This window comes from Pseudomonas sp. LA5 (assembly GCF_028640825.1).
Lineage (GTDB): Bacteria > Pseudomonadota > Gammaproteobacteria > Pseudomonadales > Pseudomonadaceae > Chryseomonas > Chryseomonas aestiva.
Genome location: NZ_JAQYZY010000051.1, coordinates 160,905 through 174,057 on the forward strand (window position 1 = coordinate 160,905; position 13,153 = coordinate 174,057).

Annotated in this window: 9 protein-coding genes; 6 read left to right on the forward strand and 3 right to left on the reverse strand. The window is 68.9% G+C overall.

All coding sequences use genetic code 11. The features are described from left to right. The first annotated feature begins 75 nt into the window (after positions 1-75). The 5 genes from PVZ72_RS18525 to PVZ72_RS18545 all read left to right on the forward strand — a co-directional run bounded on the left by PVZ72_RS18525 (position 76) and on the right by PVZ72_RS18545 (position 5,135). A complete protein-coding gene (locus PVZ72_RS18525; protein WP_187978667.1) occupies positions 76-381 on the forward strand; it encodes a nucleotide pyrophosphohydrolase in 306 nt (101 codons plus the stop codon). Beyond that, positions 378-1,133 carry a methyltransferase domain-containing protein gene (locus PVZ72_RS18530; RefSeq protein ID WP_273862663.1) on the forward strand — a complete coding sequence of 252 codons (756 nt, stop codon included), beginning with the start codon at positions 378-380 and terminating at the stop codon, positions 1,131-1,133. The genes PVZ72_RS18525 and PVZ72_RS18530 overlap by 4 nt, the downstream gene beginning before the upstream one ends. Positions 1,134-1,180: 47 nt before the next feature. Then, positions 1,181-1,792 (forward strand): DUF4136 domain-containing protein, encoded by a 612-nt coding sequence (locus tag PVZ72_RS18535; protein ID WP_273862664.1) that lies wholly within the window; start codon positions 1,181-1,183, stop codon positions 1,790-1,792. 62 nt (positions 1,793-1,854) lie between these two features. After that, the gene (locus PVZ72_RS18540) at positions 1,855-2,439 is read left to right on the forward strand and encodes a DUF4136 domain-containing protein (protein WP_187978664.1); all 585 of its coding nucleotides are present in this window, start codon (positions 1,855-1,857) and stop codon (positions 2,437-2,439) included. Between the two features lie 161 nt (positions 2,440-2,600). After that, on the forward strand, positions 2,601-5,135 hold the full coding sequence (locus PVZ72_RS18545; RefSeq protein ID WP_273862665.1) for a bifunctional diguanylate cyclase/phosphodiesterase: 2,535 nt from the start codon (positions 2,601-2,603) through the stop codon (positions 5,133-5,135). A gap of 4 nt (positions 5,136-5,139) precedes the next feature. Here the strand turns inward: PVZ72_RS18545 and PVZ72_RS18550 are convergent, their stop codons facing one another. The 3 genes from PVZ72_RS18550 to nirB form a co-directional block, all read right to left on the reverse strand. Beyond that, positions 5,140-5,349: a hypothetical protein gene (locus PVZ72_RS18550; protein WP_133859878.1), complete on the reverse strand. Its 210-nt coding sequence runs from the start codon at positions 5,347-5,349 to the stop codon at positions 5,140-5,142. Between the two features lie 281 nt (positions 5,350-5,630). Beyond that, on the reverse strand, positions 5,631-5,987 hold the full coding sequence (gene nirD, locus PVZ72_RS18555) for a nitrite reductase small subunit NirD (RefSeq protein ID WP_273862666.1): 357 nt from the start codon (positions 5,985-5,987) through the stop codon (positions 5,631-5,633). 2 nt (positions 5,988-5,989) lie between these two features. After that, positions 5,990-8,539, reverse strand: a complete 2,550-nt coding sequence (nirB, locus tag PVZ72_RS18560) for a nitrite reductase large subunit NirB (protein WP_273862667.1) — start codon at positions 8,537-8,539, stop codon at positions 5,990-5,992. A 582-nt stretch (positions 8,540-9,121) separates the two neighbouring features. Between nirB and PVZ72_RS18565 the strand changes: the two genes are divergently transcribed. Then, positions 9,122-13,153 (forward strand): bifunctional nitrate reductase/sulfite reductase flavoprotein subunit alpha, encoded by a 4,032-nt coding sequence (locus PVZ72_RS18565; RefSeq protein ID WP_273862668.1) that lies wholly within the window; start codon positions 9,122-9,124, stop codon positions 13,151-13,153.

Genomic DNA, 13,153 nt, shown 5'->3' on the forward strand with positions numbered 1-13,153 from the left:
AGGCTGTCGCGCAGGCCGGCGGACGACAGCCGTCTCGCCATGGGAGAATGGCGTTTTGTCGACCCCCGGACGCCCATGGACCTCCCTGCCCTGCTCACCCGCCTGCACGCGATCCGCGATGCCAACGCCTGGCGCCGCTATCACAATCCCAAGAATCTGGCGATGGCCGCCAGCGTCGAGATGGCCGAGCTGGTGGAGATCTTCCAGTGGAAGAGCGATGCCGAAGCCCGCACCTTGAGCGCCGCCGAGCGCGAACACGCCGGCCAGGAAATCGCCGACGTGCTGCTCTATCTGCTGCAACTGGGCAGCGAACTGGAGCTGGACGTGGAGCAGGCGGTGCTGGCCAAGCTGGCCGACAACGAGAGGCGTTTCCTGCCGTGACCGATACCTTCTTCGACGACCGCGCCACCCGTTTCGCCGCCAACATCTATGGCGGCACCAAGGGCGCCATCCGCCTGGCCGTGCTGCAGGCGGATCTGGCCGAGGTACTGCCCGCGCGGCCGCTGCGGGTGCTGGACATCGGCGCCGGGCTCGGCCACATGAGTCTCTGGCTGGCGCAGCAGGGCCATGCCGTGACCCTGGCCGAGCCTTCGGCGCCCATGCTGGCCGGGGCCCAGGAGGCCTTCGCCGCGGCCGGGGTCAGCGCCGCCTGGCTGGCGCTGCCCTGGCAGGAATTGCCCGCCTTCGCCGAGCCCTTCGACCTGGTGCTCTGCCACGCGGTGCTGGAATGGCTGGAAACGCCCCCGTCGATTCTGCCGACCCTGCAACGCTGCCTGGCCCCGGACGGCTGGCTGTCGCTGGCCTTCTACAACCGCGATGCCCTGATCTATCGCAACCTGCTCAAGGGGCATTTTCGCAAACTCCGGCAGGGTGAATACGCCGGCGCGGGCCAACGCGGCCTCACGCCGCAACGGCCCCTCGATCCGCGCGAGGTCGAGGCCTGGCTGGCGGCGGACTGGCAGGTTCGGGCGCGCAGTGGCGTCCGGGTCTTTCACGACTACATGCCGCCGGAATTCCAGACCCGTGCCGACGGCGAGGAGCTGGTGGCCATGGAACTGGCCCACCGGCGGCACCCGGCTTTCGCGGGCCTGGGGCGCTATCTGCATTGGCTCTGCCAAGCTAAGGCAGGATGACGTAGGGCGCGGTATGCTCTGGCCAGCATTCCTTCGAGGAACCGGTCATGCGTCGCCCCCTGTTCTACCTGTCGCTCGCGCTGCTCGCCCTGGCCGGTTGCCAGACGCCCAATCCCTATGTCGCCAGCAGCCTGCCAGAGGCGTCGCTCCCGGTACTGCCGCAGCAGGATCCGGCGGCCTATCCGCCGGCACCGCGTGACTGGAGTCGCTATCGCACCTGGAGCTGGGCACCGGGCGCCGCGGTGGTCAGCGGCGGCCTGGATGGCCAGACCGTGCAGCAGGCGGTGGCCGATGGTCTCGACCAGCGCGGCTTGCGGCCCGCCATCGGCGGTGCCCGCGCCGATCTGCAGGTACGCGCCCGCCTGACCCAGCAGCAGCGCAGCGAGCAATACACCGACTACTACGACACCAGCTACGGCTACGGCGGCTACGGGCCCTATGGCTACGGCCCGGGCTATGGCGCCACGGTCGGCCAGGCGCGGACCCGCACCCGGACCTTCCTGGTCGACGTGCTGGAGGTGGAATTGCTCGATCCCGCCACCGGCCAGGTGCTCTGGCACTCGGCCGCCGAGCAGGCCAGCAACGGCAAGAGCGGCGAACGCGCGCGCACCCTGCGCGAGACCACCCGCCGCCTGCTGGCCAACTATCCGCCGAGCTGAAGGGATAAGTGGCCCTTAAGCCAGTCCAAGCAGACTAGCGCGCTCACCTCAGAGGATCGCCCATGAAACGTTGTCTCCTGCTGCTTGCGGTCCTCTTGCTGGCGGCCTGCGCCGAGCGCGGCCCGCGCAATCTGGACTATGACGCCAGCCGCGACTTCGCCGCCTATCGCAGCTGGGGCTGGGCGGACCCGGCCATCGAGTACCGCCCCAACGATCCGCGGGTGCGCAGCGATCTCACCGAGCAGCGCCTGCGCGATTCGGTGAGCAGTGGCCTCGACCAGCGCGGGCTGCGCCCCGCGGCGGCGGGCACGCGCCCGGATCTGAAGCTCAAGCTCTATGTGATCCTCGACCAGCGCCAGCAGAGCTACAGCTATGCCGATCCCTACTGGGGTCCGGGCTGGGGCGGTCCCTGGGGCTCCGCCTGGGGTCCCGGCCCCTGGGGACCAAGCTATGTGCGCACCCAGACCGTCACCTACCCGGTGATGACGGTCCAGCTCGACATGCTCGATGGCCGTGACGGCAAGCTGGTCTGGCGTGCCAGCGAAGAGCGCCTGCTGGACGATCAGAACGCCACGCCCAGCCAACGCAGCGCCGCCTTCAGCCGTCTGATCAACGAGCTGCTGGTCAGCTATCCACCGCGGCCTTGAACGGTCGACCGTCCGGGCAGCTCAGCGCTGCCCCTGGTCAGGCCGCGAGCAGACGGCTGGGTGATGGTGGCGGATAATGGCCGCTGGCCAGGCACCCCTCGCGCCGTCCTTGGCCACCTCGCGGGAATCCTGACCGTCGTCCAGCACCGCCCAGGTTCACCATGCCGTCCACGCCCATCGCCACCCGCCGCAGCCACAACCTGCTGCTGCGCCTCTTTCCGGTCATCTGCGCCCTGCCGATCCTGCTTGGCCTCGGCTGCTACCTGCTGATCAGGACCGCCACCAGCCAGGACGCCGACGTCCAGCAACGCGCCCGGACCTACATCGACCGCACCCTGGTGCAGGTCGAAAACGAGATCGGCCACAACATCATCAACTACGCCAAGTGGGGTGAGGCCTACAAGCACCTGCACCTGGCGGTCGACCTCTTCTGGGCCAACGACGAGCGCAACGTCGGCGACATCCCCTATGAGCTCTATGGCTACAACGGGGTCTTCGTGCTGGATCCGCAGGATCGTACCGTCTATGCGGTGATCGATGGCCGGCCGACGGAGCGCGCGGCGGCGCAATGGCTCGAAGGCGATCTGGCCGGCCTGCTGGCGGCCACCCGCCAGCGTCCTGGCGAGACCGAGAGCCTGGTACGGGTGCTGAGCGTGGGTGGTGTCCCGGCGCTGGTCGCCGCGGCCACCATCACGCCCGGAGCGAGCTACAGCGTGGCCCCGGGTCCCGGCGCCCCGTCGGTGATGCTGTTCGTCAACGTGCTCGATCCGGACACCCTGGCCCATCTCAGCGATACCTATGGCTTGCCGCGACTCGAGGCGTCGCGGGTGCCCCTGGTCGATCACGAAACGCTGCGCTTCCTGGATTCACCGCTGCTGCTCAACTGGCAACCGCCGCAACCCGGCGCCCAGCTCCTGCACCGCACCCTGCCGGTCTTTCTGGCCGGGGTGCTGCTGCTCGGGCTGGTGCTGGCCCTGCTGATCCGCCATGCGCTGAATTCGGCGCGGCAACTCGACCAACAGTTCGATGCCCTGATCGCCAGCCAGGCCGAACTGAGTCGCAGCGAAAGGCGCTTTCGCGAACTCGCCGAGGCCGCCTCCGACTGGCTGTGGGAAAGCGATGCCGCGGGCCGCATCACCTATCTGTCCGAACGCTTCGCCCGCATCACCGGGCATACGCCCGGCAGTTGGCTCGGGCGGCCGCTGGCGGAGCTGTTCAGCAGCGAGACGACCCCGCTCGCTGCCTGGCTCCAGGGCAATGCTCGCCAGCTCGACGAGCGCCAGGTGCTGCGCTGCCATTATCGCGACCGCCTGGGTCACTCCCGGGTCTGCGAGATCACCGCCCGACCGCTGCCCAAGGACGCTGGCTTTCGCGGCACCGCCAGTGACATCACCGCCGCGGTCAATGCCCAGGCGGAAATCGAACACCTGTCGCAACACGACAGCCTGACCGGCCTGGCCAATCGCCTGCAATTGCAGCACTATCTGGCGCGCAAGTTGACGCAAGCCAGGACCCCGCTGACGCTGCTCAGCCTGGACCTGGATCGTTTCAAGCCGGTCAACGACAGCCTCGGCCACGCCGCCGGCGATCGGGTGCTGCAGGAAATCGCCCGGCGTCTGCAGGCCAGTCTGAGACCTGGCGGCCTGGTGGCGCGCCTGGGCGGCGACGAATTCATCGTGGTGCTGCTCGGTCACCTGGATGTGGCAACCGTCGACCAGATCTGTGCGCGGCTGGTGAATGCCATCGGCCGACCCATCCTGCTGGAGGAACAGTCGGTCAGCGTCGGCACCAGCATCGGCATCGCCCAGGCGCCGGAGCAGGCCAGCCAGGTCGAGGACCTGCTGCGCCTGGCGGATATCGCGCTGTACCAGGCCAAGGCCGCGGGCCGCAACGGCTGGTGCTTCCATGCCCCGGCGATGGACGCCCAGCTCAGCCAGCGGCGTGACCTGGAACAGGAGCTGCGCCAGGCGCTGGCGCTCGACCAGCTGCGCCTGGGTTACCTGCCCCGGCGGAGCGCCGCCGAGGGTCGGCTGAGCGCCATCGAGGTCCGGCTGCACTGGGCCCACCCGCAGCGCGGCCTGCTACCGCCGGAGGTCCTCCTGCCCCTGGCCGAGGAGACCGGACTCAGCGTTCCCCTGGAATTCTGGTTGCTGGACAACGCCTGTCACGCTGCCGCGACCTGGCCCGCGCCACTGCGGCTGATCATCAATCTGTCCGCACGTCCGTTCGCCGATGGCGAGGCCCTGGTGGCGGCGGTCGCCCGCGCCTTGCAGACGAGCGGCCTGGCAGCGGAACGCCTGGAGCTGCAACTGTCCGAGGCGCTGTTGCAGGCAGACAGCGCCCCGATGTTGATGCCGCTCAAGGCGCTGGGCGTGCGCCTGAGTCTGGCCGACTTCGGCCGAGGTTCAAGCGCCCTGGAGGCGCTGCGCCACCCCGTGCTGGATGGCATCAGCCTGGATAGCCGACTGGTCGCGCACCTGGAAGATCAGCAGGTCGATGCCGCCATCGTCCAGGCTCTGATTGGCCTGGGACGAACCCTGGGCCTCAGGGTGACGGCAACGGGCGTGGAGACGCCCGGCCAGTTGGCCTGGCTGCAGGCGCAGCATTGCGATGAGGTCCAAGGGGCCCTGGTCGGTCCCTCTTTGACTGACCGCGAGCTGGCAGCGCTGCTGGCAACCGACCTGCAGGCGGGTTGACGACCTAGAGGCGCTCCAGCCACCCCAGATCGCCGCCTCGGGCCGGAACCGGATAGCAGCCATAGGGTGCATATCCGTGGGTACAGACCGGATCGGCGCGCAGGGTGAGTTCGCCCACCGGTTGCGCGCGCCAGCCCTCCAACAGGGCGATAGCGGCCAGGGCCGAGAGCAGGGCGATGAACAGCGCGGAGCGAATTGTTCTTGTCAGGCGCATGGTGACCTCCGGCGGGACGATGACCAGGATCGGCAGACAGCGTCCCCGCTCCTTGAGTATCGTCCCCCGGCAGTCATTTCGCCGCCCGGCGCAGGTCCCGATTGCGCAAAGCTGCACTGCGGCAGCTGCAACAATGGGGATAGCGGTATTCGGCGGGGAACCCGGACAAGCCGGCGCCGTTGTCCAGGCTAGGCGCTGTACGGGTTACGCCCGAAGCCCCGCCCCACTCCGGACCGCCCCCTCTCCCTCCGGGAGAGAGTTGGGGTGAGGGCTAAGCCGCCTCAGGCGATCTCCACTCGCTCGCCATTCAGTCGTACCGTCCAGATGGGCAGGGCCTGCTCGGGATACTCCAGGCAGCCGCCGTCCGCCAGCCGGAAGTGCTGCTTGTACAGCGGCGAGGCGATCACCAGATCCGCGCCCAGCTGGCCGACGATGCCGCGGCCGATGACGTTGGCGCCGGACTTGGGATCGCGATTGCCCACGGCAAAGACCTTCTGCTCGGTCTCCGGCAGGTAGAACAGCGCTACCTGCTCACCCTCGTGCAGGGCCACCACACCGGACTGGGGCACCAGGTCGGCCAGGCTGCACAGGGGTTGCCAGCGGGGCTCCAGGGCGCGGGCGGTATTGGTCTGGGTCATGGTCAGGCTTCCTCGGTCAGGTTGATCAGGTGCAGTTCGCCATGGCGAGCCGGCCGGCGCTGGCCGCGTTCCTTGACGAAGTGGATGTCCGGGTCGTTGCCGCGCTGGTTGACGAAGGTACGGAAGCGCTTGAGCTTGTCGGGATCGTTCAGGGCGTTGGCCCATTCGCATTCGTAGCGATCTACCACCAGCTGCATCTGGGCTTCCAGTTCGGCGCCCAGGCCCAGGCTGTCCTCGATGATCACCTGCTTGAGGTAGTCCAGCCCGCCCTCCAGCGACTCGCGCCACACCGAGGTGCGCTGCAGACGGTCGGCGGTGCGGATGTAGAACATCAGCAGCCGGTCGATGTAGCGGATCAGGGTTTCGTCATCCAGGTCGGTGGCGAACAGCTCGGCGTGGCGCGGGCGCATGCCGCCATTGCCGCAGACATAGAGATTCCAGCCGTTCTCGGTGGCGATCACGCCGATGTCCTTGCTTTGCGCCTCGGCGCATTCGCGGGTGCAGCCGCTGACGGCGAACTTGAGCTTGTGCGGCGCGCGCAGGCCCTTGTAGCGGTGCTCGATGTCCAGCGCCATCTTGACGCTGTCCTGCACCCCGTAGCGGCACCAGGTACTGCCCACGCAGCTCTTCACCGTGCGGGTGGACTTGCCGTAGGCATGGCCGGTTTCGAAGCCGGCGGCGATCAGCTCGCCCCAGATGTCCGGCAGCTCGTGCAACTGGGCGCCAAAGAGGTCGATGCGCTGGCCGCCGGTGATCTTGGTGTAGAGATCGTATTTCTTCGCCACCTGGCCGATGGCGATCAGGCCTTCCGGGCTGATCTCGCCGCCCGGGATGCGCGGTACCACCGAATAGGTACCGTTCTTCTGCATGTTGGCCATGAAGGTGTCGTTGGTGTCCTGCAGCGGCACCAGGTGCGGATCGGTAATGGGGGCGTTCCAACAGGAGGCCAGGACGTTGGCTACCGCCGGCTTGCAGATGTCGCAACCATGCTGGCCGCGGCCGTGGCGCGCCAGGAGCTCGTCGAAACTCTGGATGCCTTCAACCCGCACCAGGTGATAGAGCTCCTGGCGGGTGTGGGCGAAGTGTTCGCAGAGACTCTTGTCGACCTCGACGCCGCGGGCGATCAGCTCGTGCTCGAACACCTGCTTGACCAGTGCCGCGCAGCCGCCGCAACCGGTGGCGGCCTTGGTGCAGCTCTTGATGCCGGCGAGGTCGGTGCAGCCGGCGTCGATGGCGGCGCAGACCGCGCCCTTGGTGACGTTGTGGCAGGAGCAGAGGGTCGCTGTGGCCGGCAGGGCATCGGCGCCCAGGGTCGGGGCGCCCTCGCCCACCGGCATGATCAGGCTGGCCGGATCCTGGGGCAGCGGGATGCCGTTCTGGGCGTATTGCAGCAGGGTGTCGTAGTAGCTGTTGTCGCCCACCAGCACGGCGCCGAGGACGTGCTTGCCGTCGGCGGAGACCACCAGGCGGCGGTAGCTGGCGCTGGCTTCGTCGATGTAGCGATAGCTGCGCGCCCCGGGGGTGGCGCCGTGGGCATCGCCGATGGAGCCCACGTCCACGCCCAGCAGCTTGAGCTTGGTGGACATGTCGGCGCCGGTGAAGGGCGTGGCCTGGCCATGGCAGAGGGTGGCGGCCACCAGGCGCGCCATCTGGTAGCCCGGGGCGACCAAGCCGAAGATGCTGCCGTTCCAGGCGGCGCATTCGCCGATGGCATGGATGAAGGGATCGCTGGTCAGGCAGCCGTTGTCCACCGCCACCCCGCCGCGGGCGCCGAGTTCCAGGCCGCAGTTGCGGGCCAGGGCGTCCTGGGGCCGGATGCCGGCGGAAAACAGGATCAGGTCGGTCTCGAGGAAATCCTCGCCGGCGAAGTTCATGCGGTAGCGATACTCGCTGCCGGCGGTGATGTTCTGGGTGGCCTTGGACAGATGCACGCCCACGCCCAGGTCCTCGATGCGCTGCCTGAGCGCGGCGCCGCCGAGGTCATCCAGCTGCACCGGCATCAGCCGCGGGGCGAATTCCACCACATGGGCCTCCAGACCCAGGGATTTCAGCGCATTGGCCGCTTCCAGGCCGAGCAGGCCGCCGCCCACCACCACGCCGCGGCGCGCCCTGGCGGCGGCCAGGCGGATGGTGTCCAGGTCGTCCAGGGTGCGATAGACCAGGCGCGAGTCGCCTTCGGCGCCCTCGATGGGCGGCACGAAGGGATAGGAGCCGGTGGCCAGTACCAGGCGGTCGTAGCCAAAGGCACCCTCGGGCGTCAGTACCTCGCGCTGCTCGCGGTCGATGGCGGTCACCGCGCAGCCCAGGTGCAGCACCAGGCCGGGCACGGCATAGAGGCCGGCTTCGCTCATGGCCAGGGATTCGGCGTCGCGACCGGCGAAGTACTCGGAGAGATGGACCCGGTCATAGGCGCGCTGACGCTCTTCGCCGAAGACATGGATCTCGTAGTGGTCCAGGGCGCCGGCCGCCAGCAGCTGCTCGACGAGGTGATGGCCGACCATGCCGTTGCCGACGACGATCAGGCGTTCTTTGCGGGTCACGATGCTGTTCATGGAGGCTATCCCCCGGCCGAGGCCAATCAGGTTGATTCGCGGCAAATAAAAAGGCGCCTGAAACCTTGCGGTCTCAGGCGCCTTTGCCTGTTCTGGTAGGGAGGAGCCCTTGGCTCTGCTCCATGCCCGTCGCCTGCGGTGGCTGTCGATCGCCGTTGATCGACCGGGCGACCCGAATGTGCGGGTCTGTCAGGGCTTTTGCATCGGCTGTGCCAGTTCCGCCTGATCGCCCGAAGATCCGCCGCTGGCGCGGGCTGCGGCCTGCCGAGTGGCTTGCCGGAGGCTGTCCGAACGCCCGCCGAGCAGAACCACAACGGTGCAAGAGCGGGCCGGCCTGCCCCGTCACGGCGCATGGCGACCCCCACCGCCGTGGCCTCGGCCAGCGCCACCGGCACCCCGCCAGAGCAGTAGGAATGCGCCCCCCGCGCGCGCCGGGCCAAGCTGGCGCGAGCCTTGCTAAATCCTCAGCATGGAGCGGTCAACGCCGATCGCTTCCTTTCACGACAAAGGCGCCGTGTTCGCCTCCCTCCGGGGAGCGCGACCGGCGCCTTTTCGCTTTCTGGTTTTCGAAGGATCCTTGCCATGGCCACTACCCACATCAAGAGCGTCTGCCCCTACTGCGGCGTCGGCTGCGGGATCGTCATGCAGGTGGAAGACGGTCGGATCACCAAGGTCAGCGGCGATCGCGACCACCCCGCCAATCGCGGTCGGCTCTGCACCAAGGGCAGCACCAGCCACCAGGCGCTGGTGGACAGCGGACGCATGGAGCAGGCCTATGTCCGCCACGACCGTTCCCACGAACCGGTGCAGACCGGGCTGGAGCAGGCCATCGCCGCCACCGCCGAACGCCTGCGCGCCATCCTCGACCGCGACGGACCCGACGCCATCGCCTTCTATGTGTCCGGGCAGCTGTCGCTGGAAGCCCAGTACCTGGCGAGCAAGCTGGCGCGGGGTTTCATCGGCACCAACCAGCTCGAATCCAATTCCCGCCTGTGCATGGCCAGTGCCGGCACCGGTTACAAGCTGTCCCTCGGCGCCGACGGTCCGCCCGGCTCCTATGACGACCTCGATCGCGCCGACCTCTTCCTGGTCAGCGGCGCCAACATGGCCGACTGTCATCCCATCCTCTTTCTGCGGCTGCTGGATCGGGTCAAGCGCGGCGCCAAGCTGATCGTGATAGATCCGCGGCGCACCGCCACCGCCGAGAAGGCCGATCTCTTCCTGCAACTGCGTCCGGGCACCGATCTGCTGCTGCTCAACGGCCTGCTGCATCTGCTGCACGCCGAGGGCCATGTAGACGAAGCCTTTATCGCCGCCCATACCGAAGGTTGGGCGGCCATGCCCGAGTTTCTTGCCGACTACAGTCCGGCACGGGTGGCCGCGGGGACCGGGCTGACCGAGGCGGACATCCGCACCGCCGCGCGCTGGATCGGCGAGGCCGGCGAATGGACCAGCCTCTGGACCATGGGCCTGAACCAGAGCACCCACGGCACCTGGAGCACCAATGCCCTGTGCAACCTGCACCTGGCCACCGGCAAGATCTGCCGCCCCGGCAGCGGTCCCTTTTCCCTGACCGGCCAGCCCAATGCCATGGGCGGGCGCGAGATGGGCTACATGGGGCCCGGCCTGCCCGGCCAGCGCAGCCTGCTGTCCGCCGCCGACCGCACCTTCGTCGAGCGGGCCTGGGGCATCCCCGAAGGCACCCTGCATACCCGCCTGGGCCAGGGCACCGTCGCCCTGTTCGAGGACCTGGCCGCCGGCACCGTAAAGGCCTGCTGGATCATCTGCACCAACCCGGTGGCCAGCGTGGCCAATCGCGAGACGGTCATCCGCGGGTTGCAGGCCGCCGAACTGGTGATCACCCAGGACGCCTTTCTCGACACCGAGACCAACAGCTACGCCGACATCCTCCTGCCCGCCGCGCTCTGGGCCGAGGCCGACGGGGTCATGATCAATTCCGAGCGCAACCTGACCCTGGCACCCCAGGCCGTCACCCCGCCCGGCGCGGCCCGCGCCGACTGGCGGATCATCGCCGACGTGGCCTGCGCCCTGGGCTATGGCGAACACTTCAGCTACGCCTCGGCCGCCGAGGTGTTCGACGAGATCCGGCAATTCCACAACCCCCAGACCGGCTACGACATCCGCGGCGCCAGCCATGCCCGGCTGCGCGAGACGCCGCTGCAATGGCCCTGCCCCAGCGCAGAGAGCGATCCGCGCCAGCCGATCCGCTATCGCAACGACGGCCGCAGCCAGACCCTGCGCCTGGACGAAACCGGCGAACCGACCGCGCTCAACTTCGCCACCCCCAGCGGCAAGGCGCAATTCTTCGCCCGCCCGCACCTGGACCCGGCCGAGCTGCCCGATGCCGACTACCCCTTCGTGCTCAACACCGGGCGTCTGCAGCACCAGTGGCATACGCTCACCAAGACCGGCAAGATCGCCGCCCTGAACCGCCTCAATCCGGCGCCCTTCGTGGAAGTGCATCCCCAGGATGCCGAGGCTTTGGGCCTGGCGCAGGGCGACCGCCTGGAGATCACCTCACGCCGCGGCCGCGCGGTGCTGCCGGTGACCGTCAGCGACCGGGTCCAGCCCGGCAACTGCTTCGCGCCCTTTCACTGGGCCGACGTCCAGGGCAGCGACCTGGCCATCAACGCCGTCACCAGCGACGCCGTCGATCCGCTCTCGCTGCAACCGGAACTCAAGGTCTGCGCGGTGCGCCTGACCCGCGTCGCCACCATTCCCCATCGCCAGCTGCCGGCCGACGAGCCTGTCACGGAGAGCGCCCGGCTGCCTGCCCTGGCGCGGCTGGCCGAGCTCACCGGGGTCGCGACTGCGGTACGGCCCCAGCTCAGCGCGGCCGAACGCACCTACCTGGCCGGCTTCATGGACGGCCTGCGCGACGGCGCGACCCAGGGCGTGCCCTGCCTGCCGGCCCAGGCGCCGCTGGCCGCCGACACCCGCCTCTGGCTCGACGGCCTGCTCGCCGGGTTGTTCAGCCGCCTGCCGGAAAGCCAGCCCGCCGGCCTGGCCATGGCCCCCACCGCGCCGGCCGATCTGGTGGTGCTCTGGGCCTCCCAGACCGGTAACGCCGAAGCCCTGGCCGAGCACTGCGTCGCCCGCCTGTGCCAGGCAGGTCTCAGCGTGGAACTGCACGACATGGCCGCCTATGCCGTGGAACGCCTGACCGGTGCCCGCCGCGTCCTGCTGGTGAGCAGCACCTTTGGCGATGGCGAAGCGCCGGACAATGGCCAGGCCTTCTGGCAGGGCCTCAATCGCCTCGACGCCTCCCTGGCCGAACTGGACTACGCCGTGCTGGCCCTGGGCGATTCCACCTACGAGCAATTCTGCGGCCATGGCCAGCGCCTCGACGCCCGCCTGGCCGACCTCGGCGCCCGGCGCCTCTGTCCGCGCCTGGACTGCGACGCCGATGGCCTCGACGGCGCCGACGCCTGGCTGACCGCCCTGCAGGCGCAACTGGCACCTCAGGCCGAGCACGTGCCTATCGCCAGTTCAGCCACGACCAGCCGCCCGACGGCGGTGTCCGCGCGGCTGGTCATCAACCAGAGACTCAACAGTGCCGGGTCCAACAAGGAGGTGCGGCTATTCGGTTTCGAGACCCAGCAACCGCTGGCCTACGAGGCTGGCGACGCCCTGAGCGTGAGGGCGCGCAACTGCCCGGAGCTGGTCGAGGAGGTCCTCGCCCTCGCCGGACTGGACGGCGAACAACCGGTCGCGGTGGCCAAGGTCGGCGAGCTGTCGCTGCGCCAGGCGCTGAGCGAACACTACGAGATCGCCCGCCCCAACCCCGAGACCCTGGCGCTGATCGCCGAGCGCAGCGGCAGTGCCGAGTGCCGCGCCCTGCTGGGCGACCGGGACGAACTCAAGCGCTGGCTCTGGGGCCGGCAACTGGCCGATGTACTGGCCCGCTTTCCCGCCTGCCACGACGCCCGCGAGTTGCTCGGCAGCCTCAAGCGCCTGCAGCCGCGCCTCTACTCCATCGCCTCCAGCCCCCTGGCCCATGCCGGCCAAGTGCACCTCACCGTCTCGGCGGTGCGCTACGGTAAGCGCAAGGGCGTGGCCTCCAGCTTTCTCGCCGACCGCCTGGGCGAGGCCGCCACCAAGGTGCATATCCAGCCTTCGCGCCATTTCCGCCTGCCGGACCAGGGCGACGTCCCGCTGATCATGATCGGCCCCGGCACCGGCATCGCGCCCTTCCGCGGCTTTCTTCACGAGCGCCGCACCCGGGGCGACCAGGGCCGCAACTGGCTGTTCTTTGGCGAGCAGCACGCCGCCCACGACTTCTACTACCGCGACGAACTGGAAGCCTTCCAGCGCGATGGCCTGCTGAACGAACTGAGCCTGGCCTTCTCCCGCGACCAGGCCGAAAAGATCTATGTGCAGGATCGGCTGCGCGAACGCGGTGCCGACGTCTGGCGCTGGCTGCAGGACGGCGCCCGCGTCTATGTCTGCGGCGACGCCAGCCGCATGGCCAAGGACGTCGACCAGGCCCTGCGCCAGGTGGTGGCGACCCATGGCCATCTCAGCGACGAGGCCGCCAGCGAGTACCTGCGCGGGATGAGCGAACAGAAGCGCTATCTGAAGGACGTCTACTAG